Below are 24,755 nucleotides of genomic sequence, written 5' to 3' on the forward strand. Positions count from 1 at the left end.
GGCGTCGAGGCAAGCGGAATGAGCGGGAAAATCGCCGCCAGGTCAAGGCGCCCGGCGCGTTCCCCACCGCAATCTCAGACTCGGAGCCAGGTTAATTCAGGGCGTTCAGGGACAGCATCGGGCAGCCAAGTGTCTTCTCCAGCGCCTCGATCAACTCATGCTTCGACTCGGTGCCGATATAGAGCCCGCCGTTTTCCTCCGCGAGGCATTTCGCATCGAGGATGCTCTGCTCTCCGGTCCAGCTGAAGTCCTTCATGCGATAGCCGATGATATGGACGGTGAGGTCGGCCGCCGTAGCATGCAGTTCCTTGCCGAGATCGCATGGCGAGCCGCCGCAGGTCTCCTCGCCGTCGGTGAGCACCACCACCACTCCCGGCTTATGGCGATAGTCGAGCACGTCGGCGGCACTCTTGACCGCGGCAGTGAGCGGCGTCTTGCCGGCGGGGGAAAGCGCGTTCACCGCCTGCATGATGAGCGCGCCCGCATTCTCGGTCGGCTTGAGGTTGAGTTGGACGTTGCATTGCTGATAGGGCCCCGGACCGTAGGTGATGAGCCCGACGCGGCGCGACCGCGTGACGGCGGGCAGCACCGCGGCCAGCGCACCGCGCACTTCGTCGATACGTGGAATGGTGGTGGCGATGCCCTGATTGACGTTGCCGGCCATGGAGCCGGAGGCGTCGAACACGATCATGGCATCGGCGGTGCATGGGTTGCGCTCGCCTTGATCGGCCGCCTTGGAAGGAATGATGCCGGCTGCGACAAAGAGCGCCGTAAGCACGCGCGCGGTGGCGGATGGGAATGCCGGCAAGACAGTCTCCTTCGGGCCGAACTCTACCGCAAAAAGCCGTGCCGTGTATGTGGTTGCGCGTCACACCGGGACCCTGCCAATGCTTGTATCGCCGAAGCGGGAGGACTAGCTTTCGGCCATTCTGAGCTCTCGGAGCAAGCCCTTGGCCAACCCTGTCGTCCGCGCTCCCCGCTCGATCTGGCGCGCCTCTGGCGTGACCGAGGGCGAGCGCGCGATCCCCGAGGAGACCGCGATCGCCTTTACCTTCAACACGGCGACCTACGCGGTGATGATGGCGACCCCGCAGGACCTCGAGGATTTCGCCGTCGGCTTCAGCCTGACGGAAGGGGTCATCCCCTCGATCGATGCCATCGACTCGATCGATGTCGTCGAGGAGGAGGCCGGCATCGAGCTTCGCATCTGGCTCAAAGCGCGCGAGGCGGTGGAGTTTCTCGGGCGGCGCAGGAAGATGGCCGGGCCGACCGGTTGCGGGTTATGCGGCGTCGAGAGCTTGACCGAGGCCATGCGCCCGCCCCCGATGGTCGGCGACGGGCGTGCCTACTCGCCTGACGAGATCATGGCTGCGGTCGAGTCGCTTTTTCCGTTGCAAACGCTCAACCATGAGACACGCGCGGTGCACGCGGCCGGCTTCTATGAGCCCGGGCGGGGGCTCGTCGCGCTGCGCGAGGACGTCGGACGCCATAACGCACTCGACAAGCTCGCCGGCGCCTTGGCGCGCGAAGGATCAACCGCCCGTCAAGGCCTCATCGTGCTCACGAGCCGCGTATCGATCGAGATGGTGCAGAAGGCGGCCATGATTGGGGCTCCGGTGGTGGCCGCGGTCTCGGCGCCCACGGCGCTTGCGGTGCGCATGGCCGATGCCGCCGGCATGACCCTGATCGCGATTGCGCGCAAAGATGGCTTCGAAGTATTTACGCATCCGCACCGGGTGAAGGGTAGGATCGCAAGCCACGTGGCCTAGGCGCCATTGGAAGCGCCACCCCTCGCTTCCCGATGTCAATGAAGTCACGCCTTCGTCATCTTTTTCCTTTTCTTCAACCTCCCGCACTCGGGGCCCTATTCCGCGGGCGGAACGGTTGGCCGAGAAAATCCGTTCCCTACTTGAAGGGAGCGGACCGATCACAGATGAAGCAATCGAGCCTCAACAACGCGACGCAAATGGTAACCAAGTTCGGGGACCAATCCCCCCATTTCCTCGCTCCCGATCCCGTCGATCTTAGCCGTGCAGCGCTTCTGCTCGATGTCGACGGCACGCTGCTCGAAATTGCTGCAACTCCCGAGGAGGTTGTCGTTCCCCCAAGCCTGGTCCGCACGCTAGGGCAACTGCTCGAGCGCGCTGGAGGTGCGGTTGCGCTGGTCAGCGGGCGCACCATCGAAACGCTCGACCGGCTGTTTCGGCCGCTCAGCATGCCGGCCGTGGGACAGCACGGCGCCGAAATCCGGCTTTCCCCCGGCGGTCCGGTTCGGTGCAATCATGCCTCTCTCAGCCCCGAGCTGAGGCGCCGCATCCATGTTCTTGCCACGATCAATAGCCGCGTCCTGGTCGAGGAGAAATCGCGCTCGATGTCGGTCCACTTTCGCCGCGCGCCCGAATACGAAGCCTTCCTCAGGCAAGAAGTGGCGAAGGTCGTGGCCGCCGAGGCTCGCCCGGACAGCGTGGAATTCATGTTCGGCAAGGCGGTGATCGACATCAAGCCTTCGAGCTTCAGCAAGGGGACCGCGGTTCGCGAGGTGATGGCCGCGCCGCCGTTCGCGGGGCGGCGCCTCGTGTTCATCGGCGATGACACTACTGACGAGTCCGTCTTCGCCATTTTGCCCGATCTCGGCGGTCTTGGATTTGCCGTCGGCAGGAACATGAAGGCCGCTCACGGCGTGTTCGCCTCGCCCGCGCAAGTCCGCTCTTGGCTCGCTCGCGTCGCCGAAGCCGCAAGATAAGACTCATGAAGGATTTCGGTCTCGATCTCGCCGTCATCGGCAACGGCCATACCGCCGCCTTGGTCGACCCAACCGGGCGCATCGTGTGGTGGTGCTACCCGCGCTTCGATGGCGATCCGGTGTTTTCGCGCCTGCTCGCCGGCGATGAGGACAAGGGGTACTGCGATGTCGTTCTCGACAACATGGCGCAATACGCCTCGGACTACGAGCGCAACACTGCGGTCGTTTCCACCATCCTGACCGCCGCCGACGGCGCCGCCGTGAAGATCACCGATTTTGCGCCGCGCTTTCGCAATTTCGGCCGCATATTTCATCCGCCTCAGCTTATGCGTATCATCGAGCCGGTCGCGGGCCTCCCGCGCATTTCCATACGCGTGCGCCCGACCAGCGACTACGGCAGTCCCATCAACGACCACGCGGCGGGCAGTCATCACATCACCTATCGGGCCAAGGACTTTTCCTTCAGGCTCACGACAGACGGCCCCGTGCCGTACATCGAAAACGAGACCCCGTTCGTCCTGACCAGACCCATTCACCTGGTCTTCGGACCCGATGAGCCGTTCGCCGAGAACATCGTCGCGACATGTCGCGAATTCGCCGAGCGCACGCGCGGGCATTGGACGGACTGGGTGCGGCGGCTGTGGATCGCCTACGACTGGCAGGATGCCATTATCCGCGCCGCCATCACCCTCAAGCTCTCCAATTTCGACGAGACCGGCGGGATCGTCGCCGCGCTCACCACCTCGATCCCCGAGGCGCCCGGCTCGGGCCGCACCTGGGACTATCGTTTCTGCTGGCTCCGCGACGCCTATTTCGTCGTCAAGGCGCTCAACCGTCTCGGCGCGACGGAAACCATGGAGAACTTCATCTCGTTCATTCTCACTTTGGCGTCGGAAGAGTCCATGCGGCCCGTCTATGGCATCGTTCCGAGCACCTCGATCGAGGAGAGGATCGCCGCCGACCTCACGGGCTACCGGGGCGAAGGGCCGGTCCGCATCGGCAACGCGGCGGTGCATCAACTGCAACATGACAGTTACGGCAGCATCATCCTCGCCGTCATGCCGATGTTCTTCGATCGCCGGCTTCCCCGCCCGGGAAACGAGGACCTGTTTCGCGTCTTGGAGCCGCTCGGCGACAAGGCGGCCAAGTTTGCCTTCACCCCCGACGCCGGCATCTGGGAATATCGCGGCCGCACCGAGATCCACACCTATTCCGCGGCGATGTGCTGGGCGGCGTGCAACCGTCTTGCCGCGATTGCCTCGCATCTCGGACTTGCCGAGCGGGCATCGCATTGGTCGGAGACCGCCGACCGAATCCAGGCGCGGGTGCTGTCGGAGGCCTGGAACGAGAAGCGGGGATCATTTACCGCAGCTTTCGGCGGCGAGCACCTCGATGCCAGCGTCTTGCTCCTGCCCGAGATCGGCATGATCGAGGCCGACGACCCGCGATTTGTGCAAACGGTCGCAGCCACGGAGCGGGAACTTTTCCGTGGCAAACATGTAATGCGTTACATGAATGCGGACGACTTCGGCATGCCGGAGGTCGCGTTCTTGACATGCCGGTATTGGTTAATCGATGCGTGGTGGCGCATCGGCCGGCGCGAAGACGCGCGCGACCTTTTTATTGACTCTCTCGCTCACCGCAACCGCTACGGTCTTCTCGCCGAGGACATTCATCCCACCACCGGAGAATTGTGGGGGAATTTTCCCCAGACCTATTCCATGGCGGGACTTATCTTGAGTGCGATGCGGCTGTCGCGATCGTGGGAGGACCGCTATTGGAGAGGCTGATCCTCGTGTCCAATCGCGTGACGACGCCCGAGCCCGGCAATTCGAAGCGGGCCGGCGGCTTGGAGGTTGCGCTCGCTCCGCTGCTCAAGCATCTGGAAAGCGTTTGGTTCGGCTGGAGCGGCGAGGTCGTTTCCGCCGACAAAGTGCGCACGCATAGTTTCGAGCGCCCGCCGAGGCGCTATGTCGTCACCGATCTGTCCGAAGAGGATTACCAGGAGTACTATAACGGCTTCGCCAATCGCGTGCTGTGGCCGATCCTGCACTATCGCATCGACCTGACCGAGTTCAGCCGCCGCGATCTCACCGGCTATTTCCGCGTGAACCGGCACTTCGCCACCGAGCTCGCCAACATCGTGGAACCCGACGACATGATCTGGGTCCACGATTATCACCTCATCCCCATCGCCAACGAGCTGCGCCGGCGCGGCTTCGCCAATCGCATCGGCTTCTTCCTGCACATACCCTTCCCCGCGCCGGAGGTCGTTTCGGTCCTGCCGAACTACGAACGGCTCCTGCCTCTGCTTCTGGACTACGATCTCGTCGGATTTCAAACGGAGGCGGACGTCGGCAACTTCACCCGCTATCTTCTTTCCGAATATCGTGGTCCGAGCCGCGTGTTCGAGGCAACGGACGGCCAGGTCGTGTTCAGCTATGCCGGACGGCAGACCCGCATCGGCGCCTTTCCGGTTGGCATCGACACCGAGGAATTCCAAAAAATGGCGGCGCGGGCCGCTCGCTCGCCCTTCGTCCGCGGCGTGATCGAGAGCCTCGGCAACCGCGCGCTCCTGATCGGTGTCGACCGGCTCGATTACTCGAAAGGCCTCATTCAGCGCATGGAAGCCTTTGAGCACTTCCTGCGCCTTCATCCCTCCCAGGCGGGCAAAGTCACTTACCTCCAGATTGCGCCCAAGAGCCGCTCGGAGATTCCCGAATATCACGACCTCGAGCGCGACGTGGGAGCGGCGGCGGGACGCATCAACGGCGCCTTGGGCGACGTCTCATGGACCCCGATCCGCTATCTCAATCGTGCCTATAGCCGATCGGGCCTCGCCGGGCTCTACCGCTCCGCATGCACTGCGCTCGTCACGCCGCTCCGCGACGGAATGAATCTCGTGTCCAAGGAATATGTCGCCGCCCAGGACGAGAAGAATCCCGGCGTGCTAGTTCTCTCGCGCTTCGCCGGCTCGGCTCACGAATGCCTGGGGGCTTTGCTGGTCAATCCGTACGATGCGGAATCGGTCGGAAGCGCGATTGCGACCGCGTTGGATATGCCGCTCACCGAGCGCCGCGAACGGCATGCCGCCTCGCTCGCCAAGCTCCGGGAAAACGGCGGCAGTGTCTGGATCGAGAATTTTCTGCGCTCGCTCCGCCTCGCGCATGCAGGGAACGGCCTGACCGCCGAGGACGCCGAGGCGACGGAACGGCCACGAACGCGACACGACGAAGGCGCCGCATACCGGCGCTGATTTCTTTGGATCTGCCCCCCCGAAACAGGCATGCCAAAGACCCGCCATGCGGCGGGTCCGGCGAAACGCCGCGTGACCGAGCGCTACTTCAGCGGCGGAAGCGGCTGCGCGACGACGGCTTGATTGTGATGGAAGAAGCAGCCCCCAAGCGCCACAGGCGCCAACAGGACCGCCAGGACGGCGATCACACGCATTTACAGGCCCCCCACTCAAACGCCACAAGCTTACTAACTCGGGTCAGGAAAACACATTCCGCGACCGAATTGGTGACCGATTTGCAACAGTCCTATGACTTCTAACGCATTGGGGCCAAGTATCTTTTTCGCAGCGGAACGCCGGGAATCGGCGCCGCATTTACCAGCGGTTAACTATATCGCGCTGCTATTTCCCTTGTGTCAGAGAACCGCTTTCTCCAGTCCTGTTCGGCGCTCCTTGCGAGCGCCATTCTCGTTTGCGGCACCCATCTCCTCCTGATTGCGAGCACGGAGTACGGGCGCCCCGACCTCGAACACGCCCCCGCCTCCCTTGCCACACCCGCGCCTGCCGCAGCGCCGGTCGCCGCGCGCGAAGCGATCGAGGTCGAGGTCACGTCCGCGATGCCGGAGCGATCGCATACCGATGGGGTTGGAACCACAGCCGACCAGATCGCTTCGGTTGCTCAATCCAGCGAATCAGCCTCGCCAAGTCCCCTGCCGAATCCCGAACAGGAAGGGGTCGAGCAATCAGAATCCGCAACGCGTCCGAACCCCGATGCGTTGACGAGCGAAGAGGCGACTGCGCACGCGGAAACCCAGGCCCCCGTCCAGGCAGCGGATGAAGAGTCGGCCGCTTCGGCGCCTGAGCCGATTACAGCCTCCGAGACAGCCGAAGCGCCCGCCGCGCCCATAGCGACGACAGAGACCAACACCCCGGCCGAGGGCGATACGGTCGAACTCGCCGCAGCCGACACCGTCGAACCTGTCACACCCGAGCCGGTCGCGCCCGAAGCCGAACCAGCGGAAGCGACGCACTCTGCCGAGCCGGTCGCTGCCACCGAAGCTGACCCCAGTGCTCAGGCTGAGTCGCAAATGGCCGAAGCAACGACACCCGCGACGGTCATCCCTGAGCCCGTCGTGCCAGAGCCGGTTGCGACCGAAGCCGAACCAGCGGAAGCGACGCACTCTGCCGAGCCGGTCGCTGCCACCGGAACTAATCCCGGTGCCCAGGCTGAGTCGCAAATGGCCGAAGCAACGACGCCCGCGACGGTCATCCCTGAGCCCGTCGTGCCAGAGCCGGTCACGCCCGTAGCCGCGCCGGCCGAAGCCACACCGCCCGTGAAGCCTGCCAAGACGGCCGAGGCCGAGGCGCCTGCCGAGCCGCAACCGGCCGAAGCGGACAGCACCGCGGTTGCGCCGGCAGCGAGTGCCGAGCAGAGCGCCGCCGGAGCTTCCGCGACTCCGTTTCCCTCTGCGCCCGATCCGATCGCAACGCAGGCTCCGTCACCGGCACTGCCCACTGCTGCCGCGACGGCGGCAGAAACGCCGAGCGAGCCGCGACTTGCTCAAGCCACTGAGAGTGCGGCGGCCGCAGAGGCCGGGCGCCCTGCTCCTGCAGTGCCCCTGCCCGAACGGAAGCCCACCGTAATGGCAAAGCAGCCGAAAGCGGCCACAACGCCTGTCGTCGCCGCCACACCCAAGCAGCAGGAGATAGCAACGACGCAGACCAAGCTGCGCTGGACACCGATGGCGCTCGCGCCGGCCGACAAGGATACCGTGGCCAAGCCGAAACTCGCTCCGCAACGGACCGAAAGCGCCGGCAGCTACAACGCCAAGATCTGGTCGGCGCTCGCACGCCACAAGCCGAGAGCGGGCAAAGCCGGAAGCGCGGTGGTGACCTTTTCGATCGGGCCCGCCGGCGGATTGCGCTCGGCACAAGTCAGCGGCTCGAGCGGCGATCAGAAGATCGACCAGTTGGCGCTTCAGGCCGTGCGTAGCGCCGCACCCTTCCCGCCACCGCCGCACCCGGCTTCGGCGACCTACACGATCCGCATCTATTTCCGGTAAGCGTGGTTTCCGCGCCGGCACGCGGCATCGTCGATAGACAGCGGAAATTCTGCGCGGGTATGGTTCGCGCGCCAGTCAACTCGATCGCCAAGGCGACCGCCCGCCGCCTAACGGCGCAGGAAAGCGCATCTTGAAGCTCGACCGCGAAACCGAAGCCTTGCTGTTCTGGGCGTCGTCCGCCACCGCGACCCCGCTATGGACGCTTTCGCCCGAGGCTGCTCGCAACGAGTACCGCCGCACGCTGTCCAAGACCGAGATCGTTCCGCCCGAAATCGGGGAAGCGCGCGATCTTCTCGTTCCGGGGCCGGAAGGCGATCTTCGCCTGCGCCGTTATGTGCCCGCCGGAGCCCCTGCTGCTGCCGCCGGGGCCGCGATCCTCTTCATGCACGGCGGAGGCTGCGTGCTCGGCGATCTCGAGAGCCACGACGTGTTCTGCCGCACGCTCTGCCACGACACGGGCGCAACCGTCTTCTCGCTCGACTACCGGCTCGCGCCCGAGCATCCCTTCCCGGCCGCGGTCGAAGACACGGTCGCCGCGCTTACTCTTCTTTCGCACGAAGCCGAAGGACTGGGCATCGACCCAGAGCGCATCGCGGTAGCCGGCGACAGCGCAGGCGGAGGCCTCGCCGCGGTTGCGCTGCATGAAACCAAGGGAAAGCTCGCAGCCCCTGCCCGCGCCCAGGCCCTCATCTATCCCGCGCTCGATCTTCGCGGGCGGACGCCATCGCGGCAGGAGCTCGCCGATCATTTCCCCATTCCGCGCGAGATGATCGGCTGGTTCTTCGACCATTATTTCGGCATCGCCTGGCCGTTCACCGACCCGCGCGCCATCCCCGCGCTCTATGAGGATTACACCGGCCTTCCGCCTGCCCTCGTCATCACCGCGGGCCACGATCCCTTGCGCGATGAGGGAGAAGATTACGCGCGCACGCTCGCGGCCGCCGGCGTCCCGGTCGACTATGAATGCTTCGAGGGCACGATCCACGGCTTTATGAATATGGGCCGCGTGCTGCGCGCCGCACACGGTAACGCGCGCAAGCGCCTCGCCGAATGGCTCGTCGAACGCCTGCACGCTTCATGACGGCAAGGAAGCCCCATGGAGATACTAGGCGAGGCAACGCGCCTTACCAGGCAAGCCTCATGCCGAAGCGGCCCGCATAGTTCTGGCCTGCGCCGGATCCATGGAACGCGGCATCGCCGCCTCCAACGCCGGCGTAGGCCTGTTCTCGGCCCGCGAACTCCCCTTCGAAATAGCCGAACAGGGCAATCCTCTCGGAGAGATCGAGCTTCAGCCCGGCATCTACCCTTGCCGCGTCTTCAACTGCCGAGGCTCCGTTGACGGTGAGCGCCGCGGCGGGTGATAAGATCAGGCTCGCGCCGACGACGCGGTCTGGATCGAATTCGTGCACCCAGGCGACGCGCACAAACGGCGTCAGCAGCCTGTCATTGGCAAGACGGATTTGCGAATCCAACTGAAGTCCGACGGAGCTTTCGATCGAACTGACGGATTCGGAGTCGAAGGCTAGGCCCAGAATGCCCGGATTGCCGTTCACCGTGCGGCTCTTCTCGGCGAAGTTCCCGCTGCTGAGATTGAAGCCATCGACGCCTGCGAACGGCGTTACGTAATACCTGCCAAAGTCCATCCTCCAGCCGGCCTCGAACCGCCCGCCGAAACTATCGCTATTGAAGCTCGCGTTGGCCCGCTCGTCCACGATCCAGTGAATCGTTCTGTCGGTCTTGTTGGTGAAGCGGGTATATTCCGCGGTTCCAGCCAGATAGAGCGGACCGAAAGTCTTGATACCATAGAGGCCCACATGCGCGCCCTCGACCGTTCCGTCGGTCGTGAGCTGATCCACGGAAAACCAAGACTTGGTGTAGCCGCCGGCGATGCCGACGAGCGCCGTGTGGTTGATCCGGTAATCGAGCCCTATGGCTGCGCCACCAGTGTTCGCGTCGAGATTTGCGGCCCCGTTATCGCCATCAAGCGAGGCGGAGCCGCCTAGGCCGGCACCCCACAATCGCCATCTGTGCGGCTGATAGAATCCGTCGCCGCTCTGCGGCCCGTCGTTCGAGGGTCCAAGTTTCAAAGGCTGGTATTTTTCCGGCCCACGGTTTTGTGGAGCGCCACCGGGGCCACTGGGGCCGAAGCCCGTGCCGGAAAAGAAAGGACCGGTACCGCCACCCCAAAATACGGCCTGCGCCAGCATGGCCGAGCCGAACAATCGCGACGCGTTAAAGGATGTCTGCTGTGTCCCGGACACGCCTTCGCCGAAGAGCTCGTCCGTCGAGATGTCGGTGACAGGATTGGGTGGCGTGGGACCCGGCGGCACGCAGAGAGTGAGAGTGTTGGTATCCATCGTCACCGCACCGTTTCGTGCCAAGGCTCTACCGCAAACGAGCGTGGCACCCGTCGTAAGGGTGATGCTGTTCAGCGCCAGGATGTTGCCTTGGAACGCTGTGCCCGTGCCGAGTGTCGCGGAGTCGCCGACGACCCAATACACATTGTTGGCGTTCGCTCCATTGATCAACAAAACAGACGAGCCGGAGGCGGTCGTCAGCGTGGTCCCGATTTGAAACACGAATTGCGACGCCGCGTTGCCTTGGCCGTCAAGCGTGACCATCCCGGTCAATTGGGCCGAGGTCGCAAATCTGTAGACCGCCGGGTTAAGGGTCAGGCCGCCGAGGTCCTGACCGGTGAGGTCGGTCGTAAACGGCAAAGCCATCAAGGCATTGTAGGCGGTGGTTAGATCGCTCTGGGCCTGCTGGCTGACTCCGTCAGGGCCATGGATCGTTCCGGGTGGCCCCACGAGCCCGGGAGGAAAGCCTGTGATCGCGCTGCCTGGAAAGACCCCGACATTTCCCTGGACGGTGCTTGTACCGGTGTTGGTGACCGTGGAGCCGGCGAGCACGTTGAAGCTCTCCGCCGTGCCCAGGACTTGCGCCTCGGCGTTGTTGCTCGAGATGACCCAAGCGAGCAGCGCCACTCCAATGGCAAGCGCGAATGGTCTACGACCCTTCGAGAGCCTCCCTGCCCGAGACCGGAACTGCTTTTTCGGTCGGTCGCAAGGACTCGGACCGGTGCATATGGCTTGCCGCATTTTTCGTCCCCCGTCCTCTTGGTGCGGATTCGCACACACTGAACAAGGGGCCCGCAAAAGGCCGCACGGTCTACTAGTAGAAATACCAGGCTACACGTGTCAGGTGTCTGATTCCATTTTAGAAGTTGCCGCTGAGCAACACCCCAAATCTCAGAGTTACGAGGTCTGCGGAGATCGACGAGTCATCTCCGTCTCGGGCTTGTGCATTCGGCCGCAAGACGGTGCAACAGCTCCTCGACAGCAAAATCGCAGTCTTGGTAGAGGCCCGGCGGGCGGCAGCAGCGCCGTTAGCCCAGCACCTTGCGCATCAGCTCGGCTGTGTTCTTCGCGCCGTATTTTTTCAGCAGATTGGCGCGATGGAACTCGACGGTGCGCGGGCTGATTTCCAGCGAGCGCGCGACCTCCTTGCTGGAGAGCCCCAGCATGATTTCAGCCAGTACCAAACGTTCCCTTGGCGTCAAAGTTGTTTGGTCCGGGGGATCGCGAAGACGTTTGTGACCCTCGGGCGCCGGCAACGTGGCACCGAACGCTTTCTGCAACAGAGCAAGCGTATCCGGATCGAAAAAAAAGCCGGGTTCGGGTGCTTTGTAGGCCATAGTGACCGCCCTTCCTGTAGCCGCATGGAAGGATAGGAACGGCTTCCTACTCAGCACTTTGGGGGAACGCGCCCCTTCGCACGAATCACTATCTCAGAGGCCAGGTGACGTTGCAAGATTTTAGTACGTTCTCGCACAAATTGTGATCGATCGCAGGTATTGCGGTTCGAGAAATGATTAGGTCCCCAACCAAAAGAGGCCTAGCGTTGGTTATCGTCTGCCACAGCCCCGGGCCGCAGACGGCTAGGAGAGACGATTCGCGCTCTTGCCCCTCAAGGCTAAGAGCCAATGACCTCTCCCCTTCCCAGCCGAAATCGGATTCTCACGTCGTTGTCGCGCGCCGACTTTGCGTTGTTGCAGCCGGACCTTGAGCTCGTGCCGCTTGAGCTTCGACAGGTTCTCGAAGCGGCGAACACGCCCATCACGCATGCTTATTTCATAGAGAATGGTCTTGCTTCGGTTGTCGCCGGCAATGGACGAAAGCGCCTTGAGGTCGGACTAATCGGCTTCGAGGGCATGACCGGACTACCCATCGTGCTCGGAAGCGACCGGTCGCCACATGAGAACTTCATCCAAGTCGCGGGCGAAGGCAGACGCATTCCCTCGGATGAGCTGCGGACGGCGATGCGGCAAAGCAGTTCGCTGCAGCGCGCTCTTCTCAACTTTGCCCATTCCTTCATGGTCCAGACCGCGAATACAGCTCTCTCAAATGGCACCTCCCGCGTCGAGGCACGTTTGGCGCGCTGGCTGCTCATGGCGCATGACCGCTTGGACGGCGACGAAATACCGCTCACGCACGATTTCCTGTCGCTTATGCTGGGAGTGCGGCGTGCCGGCGTCACGGTCGCCCTGAACCGCTTAAAGGGCAAAGCCCTTATCCGTCTGTCGCGCGGCCAGATTGTCGTGCTGGATCGCGAGGGACTGAAAGCGAGCGCCAGCGGCACATTATTTCGGTAGTCCCTGACTGCGCGCGGATCCCCTGCGCTCTACAAGGACTACACCGGCCATCACCGCGGGCCACGTTTATGAATATCGGCCGCGTGCTGCGCCGCACACGGCAAAGCGCGCAAGCGCCTCGCCGACTGGCTCACTGAACACCTTCAGCCGTGAGGCGAGAGACCAAGGAGCGGTTCGCTGCGACAAGATTAACCGGGGGCTTTCCCCGTGTTCACCGCAAGGTCGCGCGGGAAACGCTCGGACACAATTCCTCACAAATCTCCATTGCTTCGCTTCAATGCGGGCCAACTCCTCGCCTTCTCCTGTGGCAGCTTGAGCGTGCCTATGCTTGCAAACACGGGAGTATTGCCATGCTGACCCGATTTAGTCTGGCTGCCTGGCTCGCCTCGCTTGTGGCTCTGATCGTGGGCCGAGACGACGGCGCCGACCGGGTCGATCGGGCGACCCGGTCAAGCGCGGTGCTCTATACCGATGGCTTCATCATTCGCATGGTGGAAGGCGATAAACCCGGCGAGCGCAAGCTAGATTGACAATCGCTCCATTTCCCACAGGCCTCCTGCGCTAAGATTTCTGCCGAGGCGACAACGACGACGCCCGGATGCGCTACGGCGGCTGCGCTGGAGCGGGATGAATGGGAATGGATTTCGTTATTCGTGGCCGGGAAATGCCTCGATGCAGGTGAGGTTGGCTTGCACGATCTCGTGGAGATCAACACGACCGCCGCACGTTCGCCCATACTTGTAGAGAAAGGTGTCCATCAGCACTCGCTCGTTCGACCAAATCGAGTCACAAGCCTTCATCGACCCTTCGTAACAAGCCATTTGCGCCTGATTGAAGTCAGCCGCCCAATCGCCTTCTTCGGCCAACCACGGCTGTTGTGCCTCCGGCAGATCACCAACGGGTTTTTGCGCCTCTGCATGGCAGCCCCAATGCAGCAAAACGCCGGCAACGAACGCAATCGCCGCCGTTCGAGTGTAGTGCGACTTCGGGCTCATAGCCGCTACCTCTTTGCGGGCAATCATATCATGGCCGCGCCTGTCCGCGCGCGCGGTTTTCCCAAATGCTGCGTCATCAGGCACTAACGTGGGAGGTGCGAATCCGCCGTAATCATCCGTTCCTGAAATTTGAGGCGCAGGATTAAATCGGGAACTCGAAGACACCTTTACCGAACACGGGTTCATTAGCCCCATGACCGCTGATTTTGGTTGCCCACAGCGATTTGGAAGATCCACATCCAAAGGTCCGCAGCCCGGCAGTCTGGCTACGGCTGCCTCAGCTCTGTTGGCCTGAACCCGCACGTGTCCACGGCGCGAGCGTCACCTTCGATCCAGGCGACCGCACTGCATGGCACAAGCATCCACTTGGTCAAACGTTACGTCGGAAGCTGCCTACGAAGGCGCCCCTCTGGGTCACGGTTGACGAGGGGGAAAAGAAAAGCCCCGGCAATAGCTCGGGGCTTGTATCGGCGCTGCGCGTCGGGAGGGGTCGCGCGGGGGCACTGCGCCGATCACTTGCCTCAGAAACACGGTTTTATTGGTTTAGTTCCGCATCCGAGGCAGGCGTCCTATGCGGCTACTCCGGAATGCTTGCGCCTGCTCCTTTTTGGTCCCGCGCCTGGGTATCCTTGTTGGTCGCGCAGGCAGGGAGTTGTTCCGCCGCGTCGCGTGCGGAAGGGGCGTTCCGCCAAAGTCTTCGACCGCCTTCAAACGACACGTCTCGATGAGAATTTCGGAACAAGACGTGGCTTGCAGCGTTCGGTGAATGACACCCCGTCATCTTGCCCCTCCCCCCCTAGATGCCGACACGGGGTGCCGCACGAGCTCGCAAAAACCCGGCGGACATCAACCGCCGGGTTTTTGGCGTGTGCGTTTAAGAGCAGGGAGGAACTGCCGGACGACTGAATCGTTTCTCGACCGGCATGCAGAAGTATGAGCAAGAGCCTCAGCCCGCTGTCAGCCGCGAGCAAGCCTCCGCCGCCGGACTGATCGTTGTATTCTTGTTTTTCGGTCTTTTGGCTGGAAGCGCCATTCTTCTGAACGCATGCTGGCCGGCCGTTCAGTTGGTCGCCCGCACCGCCCCCAATGGCGGAGAGCCGCAGTGATCAAGCAAAAGCCGCAGATGCTGCGAGCCACTCCATAGGTGCTCTCGTCTTCAGGAGTGGAAGTCGCACTAGGACGATGCAGGGAACAGCTTTTCGTACTCTGCTTCCGGCATGCCATACAGACCGTGAGCAGTTTCTTCGAGTCCATTCCGGTCGCGGATGCTGATTGCTCCGCGAGCGGCGGCAATAAGGCCTTTCCTCTCGAATTGTTTGAGGGCAACAGTCACGCCCGCCCGGCGAACGCCGAGCATAAGGGCGAGGAACTCATGCGTCAGGCGGAGTTCGCCCTCGCCCACGCGGTCTTGGGACATCAACAACCAGCGCGCCAGCCTTTCCTCGATCTTGCCGTGGGCGTTGGCAAGCGCGGTGAAGCTTACTTGCACCAGAAAGACGTGCAGATAGCGAAGGAAAACAGCGAGGATCCGCGGGCGGTCGTTCATGACCTTAAGGAGATCCTCCGTTGGAATGCACTGTCCGTGGCCCTCGACCTGGATGAAGATCTCGCTATTGGCCCTTTCGCCGCCAAGAATGGCAGGAAGTCCCACCATGCCCTCGCGACCGACGATGCCGACCTCGGCTTGCACATGCGATCCCTGCGCAATTGCGACCACCGACGCAATGCCACTTTCAAGGAAATAGATCGCTTTCACTCGACGGTTTCGCGACTGAAGCCGCTGTCGCACTCTGAGCTTAACCGGCTCGAAATGGGACTGCAGAGACGCGCGGTCGGCCTCCGACAAGGAGGCAAGAAGACGGTTTTGCGCTGTGCTGCGGGCTTGTTTCTCCACGTATCGGCCTGAGCGCCGCTAGCGCCAATGATCAATGACGGGCTTGATCAGCGCCGATCATCCCCACGGAAGCAGCAAGTCGATGATCGGCCACTTGAGGCCGGGCGCGCGTAGCGAGGACGCGCCCGGTGCTGCGATCGCAAATTAAGCACAGCTTGAACAAGAACGCTCAAGCATATTTGAAGTTGAACGTCAGCCGTCCGTCAGCGCTTGCTTGTCAGACACCGCTTGGTTGCAGTGGCGGCTGCCCTCGACGCAAAAACCAGCATCTCTCAACTCCTCTCCGACCTCCAATGCCGCCCGATCCACATCCGAGAAGCCCTCGCCGAAAGGTACCCGATACCGGAATGTTTGTACGTTTACGTACTAATTTCGAAAACGTGCGGTTTCGTACGAAGTTCGGCGCCACCGCCCAAAATGCCAACATGTAAACTGTTCCACACTTCTTAGATTCCCTCGAGATTCTTGCCTCTCTTTGCAACGATTGCCTACAGATCAAGCCAAGGGAACGCACCAATGCCAGGGGATCCCAAAGAATGCAGAGAACACGCAAAGAACTGCCTTAAGCTCGCCGCGGAGGCGACCAATGAGGCTGCCAAGCTCAGGTTTGAGCAGCTTGCTCAAACCTGGATGCGGCTCGCCACCGATCTCGAAGCCGCGATGACCCTCCTGGAAGAATGGGGCCTGCAGAGGGGATCGGAGGGGTCATCCAAGCGTGCACGCGATTCTATGGACGCTTGATTTCCGGCTAGCCTGCTCGGCTGAATCGTTGCCGCGACCGCGACCGGAGCCGGCCTCCAGCCTCGGTTATTTCAGACTGGCGAGATACGCGGCAATATCTCTTGCTTGCTTCTCATCGAGGTCCATATCTGGCATTGCGTTGCCGGGCACCGCACTTTGCGGCTTGCGCAGCCAGAGGATCATGTTGTCCGGCGTATTGCGCAGGACGCCGGCGATATAGAGGCGAGAGCCCATGTGGTCGAGCGGAGGGCCGACGAGAGCTGTGGCTCCCTCAATTCCCGGCACCGTGTGACACGCCCCGCAGCCGAGCTTTGCGATCAAGGCGGCGCCGCGTGCTTGGCTTGCTAGGGCTTCCTTGCCTTTCTCTCCATCACCACAGCCGGCAACGAGGAGCGCTGCGAGCATCATGATCAGACTGGCGAGCTGTTGATCCTGCATGGCCGTCATATCCCGGAGTGGGGGCTCGACCACATCGCAGGCAAAGCGGACAAACCCGGCAACAGCAGAATGCCGGCGATCAAAAGGACGAGGACCGAAGCGAACATCAGTCCCCCGGTGAGCGCAAGCACCTGTCCTTACGAACCCCCATGTTGATGTCAAACACCATGGGGAGACGCGGGCCGTCGCTCTGTGGTGTCACAAGGCTAACCGTGAGCGGCACGGGTTCCCGGCTCGCGAAATAGCCTCCAATCGGTCCCCATACGACAGCAACGTCGATGTCGCCTCTGGCCACCGCATCGACGATAGCGGCAGCGGGGGCCTCGTCCCGGTAGTCGCCGTAGACCGAATAGCCTCGCACGTTGTCTATCAGTCCACGTCGGGCAAGGGCCTCGGCGGGAGGCGGATTGGCTCCGTCCTCACCCACGAGCTGAATGCCGATCTTGAGGCGATGCAGGATCGGATCGTCGAGCGAGGTGACTTGCGGCCCGTCGGAGCGAGTGACGAAGGCGTAGCCGGAGCGATAATAGGGCCGCGTGGTCCGCAGCATCTCTATGCCGTTGGTGATACCGGGCACGAGGTCGCAACTGCCGGCGTTCAGGGTGTTGCGAATGAATCCCCTCCGCTCGGCCCACCACGTGTAGCTCAAATGCGCGCCGAGCTGGTTAGCGATCAGCTCGACGATCTTGTTCTCGAACCCCTCGCCGTGCTCGTTGCTGAAAGGAAGATTGTTCGGATCGGCGCAAACACGAAGCTCGCGCTGCGCTTTGGCCGGGAGCGCCATTGCCAGCAGCGACGCTAGGCACGCCAAGACCGCCGCCGCTCGTAACGATACCATGACGGAAACAATCCTCGACCGACGCGAACGACAAAGCCGCGTAAAAGTTCCTTGAACGTGAAACGAGGCAGTCCCGTCAAAGTCGTCGTGGCCGCCCTTGTTGGCAATTTGCTGATCGCCGTGAGCAAATTCATAGCGGCCTCGCTCACTGGCTCTTCCGCAATGTTGTCCGAGGGAGTGCACTCGCTCGTCGATACCGGCAATCAAGCCCTCCTGCTGCTTGGCATGAGACGGGCCAAGCGGCCCGCGGACGCACGCCACCCCTTCGGCTATGGGGCGGAGATATTCTTCTGGGCGTTTGTCGTTGCCCTCGTGATCTTCTCACTGGGCGCCGGCGTCTCCTTCTACGAAGGCGTCTATAAGCTAGTTCATCCGCAGCCGATCGACCGACCCTTGGCGAACTATCTCGTGCTTGCCTTGGCGTTCTTGTTCGAGGGTCTCTCGTGGACAATCGCCTACCGGGAATTTCGCCGCAGCCAAGACAAGCGCAGGCGTTTCCGGATTTTCAGGGCAATTCGCGAGTCGAAGGACCCGACCATGTTCACGGTTCTGTTCGAGGACAGCGCAGCACTGCTTGGTCTCATCGCGGCGTCGGCCGGCGTGATCGCGGCTCACGAGCTGGGGGCAGAATGGGCCGACGGCGCCGCTTCGCTTGTGATCGCGGCGATCCTCGCCAGCGCGGCCATCCTGCTCGCCCGCGAGACGAAGGACCTCCTCATCGGAGAGGCGGCAAGCGCGTCGGTCGTCAACGGCATCTGCGAACTCGTAAAAGCAATGCCGAGCATCGTGAACGTCAACGAATTACGCACAATGCACCTGGCTCCGAACGAAATTCTTCTCGCCCTCAGCATCGATTTTGCCGATGGGCTGAGCTCTCAGTCGGTCGAAGCCGCAGTCACACGGCTGGAGCGCGAAATCAGGAGGCATCATCCGCAGGTAAAGCGCATCTTTATTGAGGTGCAGTCCGCGAAAGAGGGCGATGCCTCAAAACGGAGAACCGAGCACGCATCGGCAAGTTGCTGAATCAAATCACTCATCCATTCGAGGAGAATGCGACATGGCGAGATCGTCTCAAATCAGCGACTTCAAGGAGGAAGCCGCACAGGCCGCCCGCCAGGAGCGCACGATACAGAAGCAGATTGATCGCTCCGACCGAGACGGCAAAGAAGGGAAGACAAAGAAGAGCGCGATGCAATCCGGTGCCCGCGCCTATCCCGAGCCACCGCTCCCAGGCCAGCATCTGAAGAAGCCGGGTCTCGAGGCCGACCTTGAGCTGAAGCCGATGTTCGATGCGCCCTACTACAAGGGATCGGAAAAGCTTCTGGACAAGATCGCGCTCATTACCGGGGGCGATTCGGGTATCGGCCGCGCAGTCGCCGTGCTGTTCGCGCGCGAAGGCGCCGACGTGGCGGTTGCCTATCTCGATGAGCACGAGGATGCCAAGGAGACCAAGCGGGCCGTGGAAAAGGAAGGCCGCCGATGCATTCTCATTTCCGGCGACGTTGCGGACCCCGAATTCTGCAAGCATGCGGTCGAAAGGACCATGAAGGAGCTCGGCGGCCTGGACATCCTGGTCAACAACGCCGCTTTCCAGGAGCATGTGAACAGCTTCGAAGAGCTGACCGAGGAACACTTCGACCGCACCCTGAAGACGAACCTCTATGGCTATTTCTACATGGCCAAAGCCGCGGTCCCGCACATGAAGAACGGCAGCGCCATCATCATGACAGGCTCCGTAACGGGTCTCCTGGGCAATAAGGATCTCCTCGATTACTCGATGACCAAGGGCGGCATTCATGCTTTTACGCGGTCGCTCGCCACCCACCTGGTGGACCGTGGCATTCGCGTGAACGCCGTCGCGCCGGGCCCGGTCTGGACGCCACTCAATCCTGCTGACAAATCGGCGGATCGTGTAGCGAATTTCGGCGCCGATACGCCGATGGGGCGGCCTGCCCAACCCGAGGAAATCGCGCCTGCTTATGTCTTTCTCGCAGCGCCGTCCTGCGCGAGCTATATCACCGGCGAGGTGTTGCCCATCATCGGAGGATATTCCGGCGGGTAACGGCCCTCCCGGGCTCAGCGCGCCCTTTTCTCGAGAAAGCGCATGAGCGCGCTTTCAAATCGGTCGAGCCCTTTTCGCATGCGGCCCTTGAGCAGCGAGGTCTCGAGCTTGCCTGCCTCATAGGCCTTGATAACGGCGGGATGAATGTAGCTCGATCTCGCGACGGCGCGCGTATTCGCCAGGACCTTGCTCGCTTCGTCCGCCGCTTCGATGACGGCTTTCTTGCACGGGGTTGAACTCCCCTCGGCCTTATGTCCGGCAAGGATCGCAAGCGCCGTGGCCGAAGCCTTGAAGGTACGGAAATCCTTTGCCGTGACCTCCGCTCCGCTCGCTTCGGCGAGAAATTCGTTTACGTCGCGCGCCGTAATGGCCCGCTTTGCCCCCGCGCCGTTCGAAACCCGAAAAAGCCGCTTGCCTCTAAGCCCGGCGAGCTTGCGCATGACCGGCGCAAGGAGGGGATCGCGCAGCTTTCGCTGAATGTCCTTGCCGCCCTTGCCCTTGAACGAGAGGACAAGCATATCGCCTTCCACCCTGATGTCATCCTTCAGCAGGGTCGACGCGCCTCTGCCTCCGTCGGCGCGCGCGTATTCTTCGTGCCCCGGGCGCAAGAGCGCGCGATCGATCAGCCTGACCACTGCGGCGGTGACCTTCTCCCGGCTCAGGCCGGGCGCAGTGAGGGCTTTCCTGACCGCGCTCCGGATCTTTGGCAAGGCAGAGCCCAGTCGCCTCAGCCTGGTTCGTTTGGTGAGCGCGCGGGCCTTCTCCCATTCGGGATGGTAGCGGTACTGCAGCCTTCCTTCGGTATCGCGGCCGACGGCCTGAATATGAGCCCGCTCGTCAGCCGCGACATACACGTCGGTCCAGCCAGGAGGGACGGCAAGCCGTTGCACGCGACGCTTGAATGACGTTTCGCGCACTGTTTTGCCGTCGGCCCCGATGTAACGGAAACCCTTCCCACAGCGACGACGCCGAATGGGCAGATCGGATGTCTCAACATAGGTGAGATCGAACCGGCTGCAGAGCGTCTTGGGGTCTTCCGCCATCGCCTGATCAAAACACGCGAGGCGGATCTCTAGTTTCCGCGCGTTGACCCCGCGCTTTGCCGGAACGCTACCGAACTTGAACCGTTGCATCTCCGAGTTGAGGAGATTTTGCCATGGCCGAAACTGTCGCCGATTTCATGTTGTCGCGGCTTGCGGAATGGGGCGTGAACCGCATCTACGGTTACCCCGGAGACGGGATCAACGGGATCCTCGGAGCCTTCGAACGGGCCAAGGACCGCTTCTCCTTCGTCCAGGTACGGCATGAGGAAGAGGCGGCGTTTATGGCCACCGCCCATGCCAAATTCAGCGGGCAGATTGGCGTCTGCCTTGCCACGTCGGGCCCGGGCGCAATTCACCTTCTGAACGGCCTCTACGACGCAAAGCTGGATCATCAGCCCGTCCTTGCCATCGTGGGCCAGTCGGCACGTGCAGCGCTCGGGGGCAACTACCAACAGGAGGTCGATCTTCACTCGTTGTTCAAGGACGTCGCGAGCAATTACGTGCAGACCTGTTCCGCCCCGGTGCAAATGAGACATCTCGTCGACCGCGCGATGCGCATTGCCCTTGCCGAGCGTTGCGTCACCTGCCTCATCGTGCCGAACGACGTGCAGGAGATGCCTGCCGAGCAGCCTCCCCACGAGCACGCCACGATACATTCCGGCGTCGGCTACGCGGCTCCTCGGCTTCTGCCCGAAGAAGACGATCTTCGCCGCGCCGCCGACCTCCTTAATCAGGGAAAGAAAGTTGCAATTCTTGTCGGCGCGGGCGCCCTTCGGGCGACCGACGAGGTGATCGCGATCGCGGACGTGCTCGGCGCGGGCGTCGCCAAGGCCCTGCTCGGCCGGACCGTCCTCCCTGACGATCTCTCATTTGTCACCGGCCAGATCGGCCTTCTCGGCACCCGCCCATCCTGGGAAATGATGCAGGAATGCGACACGCTGTTGATGGTTGGGTCGAGCTTTCCTTACGCGGAATTCCTGCCCGAGGAAGGCAATGCTCGCGGCGTGCAAATCGACATTGACCCAAAGGTGCTCTCGCTTCGCTATCCGATGGACGTCAACCTCGTCGGCGATGCCGCAGCGACGTTGCGCGCGCTGATGCCTCTGCTCGAGCCGAAGCAGGATCGCAGCTGGCGGAAGTCGTTGGAGGAGAAAATCGACGCCTGGTGGAAAGAGGAGGAAGAGCGGGTGCATCTTGAGGCCGAGCCGCTTAATCCGGAGCTCGTCGTTTGGGAAGCCTCCAGCAGGCTGCCGGATGGCGCCATCGTCGCCGCTGATTCGGGAACCTCTGCGAGCTGGTTTGCCCGATCGCTCAAACTAAGACGCGGCATGATGGCTTCCTTGTCGGGCACCCTCGCGACGATGGGCTGCGCCGTCGCTTATGCGACCGCTGCGAAGTTCTGTTTTCCCGACCGCGTCGCCGTCGCCCTAGTGGGTGACGGGGCTATGCAGATGCTCGGCATGAATGGCCTCATCACCATCGCCAAATACTGGCCGCAGTGGGACGATCCTCGCCTCGTCGTGGTGGTTCTGAACAATGGCGACCTGAACATGGTGACTTGGGAACTACGCGGCCTTGGTGGCACCCCGAAAATTGCTGAAACCCAGGACGTTCCCGACCTGAAATACGCGGACTTCGCGCGCATGCTTGGTCTCGGTGGCATGCGCATCGACCGGCCCGAACAAGTCGCGGCGGCTTGGGATGCCGCCTTCGCCGCGGACCGGCCCTTCGTCATCGATGCGGTCGTCGATCCGAGTGTGCTCGCCCTGCCGCCGCATGTAACGTTCGAGCAGACCAAGAACTACCTTGCGGCCATCCTCAAGGGCGATCGCGAAGCAGCCAAGGCGATGTGGCGCTCGCTCAAGCACGCGATAACATGAGGACAGGTTACTTCGTGCCTGAACCGGTCATCTTGTCGGACTTCGCTTCTTCGTTCGACGTCTGCCCACTCGGGGTGTCGGAGGCTGACCCGTTCCCCATCTTCGCCGAGCCCTGTCCGTTGGCATTGTCGGCGATTAGGATGTCGCTTTTTGACAGAGGCACCTCTCTAAGGGGTGACAGCGTCGGTTTTGCCACACCGAACGAGATGGCGAGAGCCAAGGCAAGAGCAATATGACTTCCGGACATTTGCTGCATTCCACATTGACGCGCAGCTGCCCTCACCACCGAAACTGGAGTTTGCGCCGAAGGTTCCACCGACGGCCGCGCGTGCGATCATGCAATCGTCGACTAAAGATATTCGGCGGGTCGGCTTACCGGGTGCCCGCATCGATCGCCGCTGGTTTGACTTGCTCGCGTCGCCAGTACAAACTTCGTTGTTCTGGTCTCCGGACAGATGGACGGCTCGGCAGATCGTCTTGAGCCGGGACTCTGAAGCGATCAGCCGGCCTGGTTACTAACGCGAGCTTGGAATATTAATTTTTGCGTCTTGGAACTCTTTCCGGCGAGACAAGTTTTCGCTGAGAGGTAGTGTGCCTGAGCCGATCCCCCGTCTTATGTCGGCAAAGGAGGGAGGATGCCAACGAGTGAGGCGGTCGAACCCGGCTCTGTGAACGGGCCTGCGGTTCATTCCTTATCGGTCAATCCAGACATAAACGGCGGGCAGGAAAACGCCACGCTCCAAAGCCTTTTGCGGGCCTTGGAGGCCATGCGCGACGGCGATTTCAGCGTCCGAATGTCTGCCGAAGGCTTCGGCCTTGAACGAAAAATAGCCGATACTTTCAATGAGTTGACCTCGGCAAGCCAGCGCGTTGCCCGCGAGCTCAAGTCGGTCGGCCAAATCGTCGGCCGCGAGGGCAAGACGAAGAAGCGCGTCAAATTCGACCTCGCCCGCGGTGAATGGGGCGAGATGGAACATTCCATAAACTCGCTGATCGACGATCTCCTCTGGCCGACCACTCAAGTGACCAGGGCTGTCGCCGCGGTTGCGCAAGGCGATCTGTTGCAGACCGTGCCGCTCGACGTCGACGGGCGGGCTCTGAAGGGAGAATTCCGGCGCTCGGCAATGATCGTGAACACCATGATCAAGCAGCTCGGCGTCTTCACCTCGGAGGTCACGCGCGTCGCGCGCGAAGTCGGCACCGAAGGCAAGCTTGGCGGCCAGGCCGAGGTGCCGGAGATGACTGGCGTGTGGAAGGACCTCACCGAGAGCGTCAACTCGATGGCGTCGAACCTCACGGCCCAAGTGCGCAACATCGCCGAGGTGACCATCGCAGTTGCCAATGGCGACTTATCGAAAAAGATCACCGTGGATGTCCGCGGCGAGATTCTGCAGCTCAAGGAAGCCATCAACACCATGGTGGATCAGCTGCGGTCCTTCGCCTCGGAGGTGACGCGCGTCGCGCGCGAGGTGGGCACGGACGGAAAGCTCGGCGGCCAGGCCATCGTGCCGGGCGTTGCGGGCACCTGGAAGGATCTGACCGACAGCGTGAACGCGATGTGCGGCAATCTCACGGCGCAGGTTCGCAACATCGCGCAGGTGACAACGGCGGTCGCGCGCGGCGACCTCTCGCGCAAAATCACCGTGGACGTGCGAGGAGAAATCCTGGAGCTCAAGGACACCATCAACACGATGGTGGATCAGCTCAACGCCTTCGCCTCCGAAGTGACGCGCGTCGCGCGCGAGGTCGGCACGGAAGGCAAGCTCGGCGGACAGGCGGCGGTGCCGGGCGTGGCCGGCACCTGGAAGGACCTGACCGACAACGTGAACTTCATGGCGTCGAACCTGACCGCCCAGGTGCGCAACATTGCCGACGTGGCCACCGCGATCGCAAGTGGCGACCTGTCGAAAAAGATCACGGTGAACGTCAGTGGTGAAATCCTTCAGCTCAAGGAGACCATCAACACGATGGTGGACCAGCTGAACGCGTTCGCCGGAGAGGTGACGCGCGTCGCGCGCGAGGTGGGCACCGAGGGCAAACTGGGCGGCCAAGCGACCGTTCCAGGCGTTGCCGGAACGTGGAAGGACCTCACCGATAGCGTCAACTCGATGGCGTCAAACTTGACGGCGCAGGTGCGCAACATCGCCGATGTTTCCACGGCGATCGCCAACG

At 62.3% G+C, this 24,755-nt stretch carries 20 protein-coding genes and 1 pseudogene; 13 read left to right on the plus strand and 8 right to left on the minus strand.

The annotated features are described in order from the left end of the window. Window positions 1-91: 91 nt before the first annotated feature. A complete protein-coding gene (locus VFB18_RS06090; protein WP_324972267.1) occupies window positions 92-808 on the minus strand; it encodes a vWA domain-containing protein in 717 nt (238 codons plus the stop codon). A gap of 142 nt (window positions 809-950) precedes the next feature. Here VFB18_RS06090 and fdhD point away from each other — a divergent pair, with 142 nt between their 5' ends. The 6 genes from fdhD (at window position 951) to VFB18_RS06120 (ending at window position 9,122) form a co-directional block, all read left to right on the plus strand. Beyond that, complete coding sequence (gene fdhD / locus VFB18_RS06095) at window positions 951-1,769, plus strand: formate dehydrogenase accessory sulfurtransferase FdhD (RefSeq protein ID WP_324972271.1); 819 nt, start codon at window positions 951-953, stop codon at window positions 1,767-1,769. A 164-nt stretch (window positions 1,770-1,933) separates the two neighbouring features. Continuing rightward, window positions 1,934-2,743 carry a trehalose-phosphatase gene (otsB, locus tag VFB18_RS06100; RefSeq protein WP_324972276.1) on the plus strand — a complete coding sequence of 270 codons (810 nt, stop codon included), beginning with the start codon at window positions 1,934-1,936 and terminating at the stop codon, window positions 2,741-2,743. Window positions 2,744-2,748: 5 nt separating this feature from the next. Next, window positions 2,749-4,533, plus strand: coding sequence for a glycoside hydrolase family 15 protein (locus tag VFB18_RS06105; RefSeq protein WP_324972279.1), 1,785 nt, complete (start codon window positions 2,749-2,751; stop codon window positions 4,531-4,533). Beyond that, the gene (locus VFB18_RS06110) at window positions 4,521-5,999 is read left to right on the plus strand and encodes an alpha,alpha-trehalose-phosphate synthase (UDP-forming) (protein WP_324972282.1); all 1,479 of its coding nucleotides are present in this window, start codon (window positions 4,521-4,523) and stop codon (window positions 5,997-5,999) included. Before VFB18_RS06105 ends, VFB18_RS06110 begins: the two co-directional genes overlap by 13 nt. Window positions 6,000-6,391: 392 nt before the next feature. Further along, window positions 6,392-8,041, plus strand: coding sequence for a TonB family protein (locus VFB18_RS06115; protein ID WP_324972285.1), 1,650 nt, complete (start codon window positions 6,392-6,394; stop codon window positions 8,039-8,041). Between the two features lie 130 nt (window positions 8,042-8,171). Beyond that, window positions 8,172-9,122 carry an alpha/beta hydrolase gene (locus VFB18_RS06120; RefSeq protein ID WP_324972288.1) on the plus strand — a complete coding sequence of 317 codons (951 nt, stop codon included), beginning with the start codon at window positions 8,172-8,174 and terminating at the stop codon, window positions 9,120-9,122. 43 nt (window positions 9,123-9,165) lie between these two features. Here VFB18_RS06120 and VFB18_RS06125 read toward each other — a convergent pair whose 3' ends face one another. Both VFB18_RS06125 and VFB18_RS06130 read right to left on the minus strand, forming a co-directional pair. After that, window positions 9,166-11,025 (minus strand): ice-binding family protein, encoded by a 1,860-nt coding sequence (locus VFB18_RS06125; RefSeq protein ID WP_324972291.1) that lies wholly within the window; start codon window positions 11,023-11,025, stop codon window positions 9,166-9,168. 401 nt (window positions 11,026-11,426) lie between these two features. Further along, entirely contained in the window at window positions 11,427-11,735 is a 309-nt protein-coding gene (locus tag VFB18_RS06130) for a LuxR family transcriptional regulator (protein ID WP_324972294.1), read from the minus strand. A 288-nt stretch (window positions 11,736-12,023) separates the two neighbouring features. Here VFB18_RS06130 and VFB18_RS06135 point away from each other — a divergent pair, with 288 nt between their 5' ends. Then, window positions 12,024-12,692 (plus strand): Crp/Fnr family transcriptional regulator, encoded by a 669-nt coding sequence (locus VFB18_RS06135; protein WP_324972297.1) that lies wholly within the window; start codon window positions 12,024-12,026, stop codon window positions 12,690-12,692. 350 nt (window positions 12,693-13,042) lie between these two features. Beyond that, the gene (locus tag VFB18_RS06140) at window positions 13,043-13,222 is read left to right on the plus strand and encodes a hypothetical protein (protein ID WP_324972299.1); all 180 of its coding nucleotides are present in this window, start codon (window positions 13,043-13,045) and stop codon (window positions 13,220-13,222) included. A gap of 117 nt (window positions 13,223-13,339) precedes the next feature. On the opposite strand, the gene VFB18_RS06145 is transcribed toward VFB18_RS06140, so the two are convergent. Next, the gene (locus tag VFB18_RS06145; RefSeq protein ID WP_324972301.1) at window positions 13,340-13,687 is read right to left on the minus strand and encodes a hypothetical protein; all 348 of its coding nucleotides are present in this window, start codon (window positions 13,685-13,687) and stop codon (window positions 13,340-13,342) included. A gap of 272 nt (window positions 13,688-13,959) precedes the next feature. On the opposite strand from VFB18_RS06145, the pseudogene VFB18_RS15770 reads away from it, so the two are divergent. Continuing rightward, a pseudogene (locus VFB18_RS15770) lies at window positions 13,960-14,067 on the plus strand (cupin domain-containing protein); the annotation flags it as partial. 794 nt (window positions 14,068-14,861) lie between these two features. On the opposite strand, the gene VFB18_RS06155 reads toward VFB18_RS15770, so the two are convergent. The 3 genes from VFB18_RS06155 to VFB18_RS06165 form a co-directional block, all read right to left on the minus strand. Beyond that, window positions 14,862-15,443: a Crp/Fnr family transcriptional regulator gene (locus VFB18_RS06155; RefSeq protein WP_324972304.1), complete on the minus strand. Its 582-nt coding sequence runs from the start codon at window positions 15,441-15,443 to the stop codon at window positions 14,862-14,864. A gap of 945 nt (window positions 15,444-16,388) precedes the next feature. Further along, a complete protein-coding gene (locus VFB18_RS06160; RefSeq protein WP_324972307.1) occupies window positions 16,389-16,769 on the minus strand; it encodes a c-type cytochrome in 381 nt (126 codons plus the stop codon). Between the two features lie 97 nt (window positions 16,770-16,866). After that, window positions 16,867-17,598 (minus strand): quinoprotein dehydrogenase-associated putative ABC transporter substrate-binding protein, encoded by a 732-nt coding sequence (locus VFB18_RS06165; RefSeq protein WP_414675657.1) that lies wholly within the window; start codon window positions 17,596-17,598, stop codon window positions 16,867-16,869. Between the two features lie 87 nt (window positions 17,599-17,685). On the opposite strand from VFB18_RS06165, the gene VFB18_RS06170 reads away from it, so the two are divergent. Further along, the gene (locus VFB18_RS06170; protein WP_324972310.1) at window positions 17,686-18,621 is read left to right on the plus strand and encodes a cation diffusion facilitator family transporter; all 936 of its coding nucleotides are present in this window, start codon (window positions 17,686-17,688) and stop codon (window positions 18,619-18,621) included. 34 nt (window positions 18,622-18,655) lie between these two features. Then, window positions 18,656-19,660 (plus strand): SDR family oxidoreductase, encoded by a 1,005-nt coding sequence (locus VFB18_RS06175; RefSeq protein ID WP_324972312.1) that lies wholly within the window; start codon window positions 18,656-18,658, stop codon window positions 19,658-19,660. Window positions 19,661-19,674: 14 nt separating this feature from the next. Here VFB18_RS06175 and VFB18_RS06180 read toward each other — a convergent pair whose 3' ends face one another. Continuing rightward, window positions 19,675-20,793 carry a DNA topoisomerase IB gene (locus tag VFB18_RS06180; RefSeq protein WP_324972313.1) on the minus strand — a complete coding sequence of 373 codons (1,119 nt, stop codon included), beginning with the start codon at window positions 20,791-20,793 and terminating at the stop codon, window positions 19,675-19,677. A 23-nt stretch (window positions 20,794-20,816) separates the two neighbouring features. On the opposite strand from VFB18_RS06180, the gene VFB18_RS06185 reads away from it, so the two are divergent. Then, complete coding sequence (locus VFB18_RS06185; protein WP_324972315.1) at window positions 20,817-22,583, plus strand: thiamine pyrophosphate-requiring protein; 1,767 nt, start codon at window positions 20,817-20,819, stop codon at window positions 22,581-22,583. Between the two features lie 767 nt (window positions 22,584-23,350). Continuing rightward, the coding region (locus VFB18_RS06190) for a HAMP domain-containing protein (RefSeq protein WP_324972318.1) at window positions 23,351-24,755 on the plus strand (1,405 nt) is incomplete at its 3' end.

This window comes from Methyloceanibacter sp., assembly GCF_035650995.1.
GTDB lineage: Bacteria > Pseudomonadota > Alphaproteobacteria > Rhizobiales > Methyloligellaceae > Methyloceanibacter.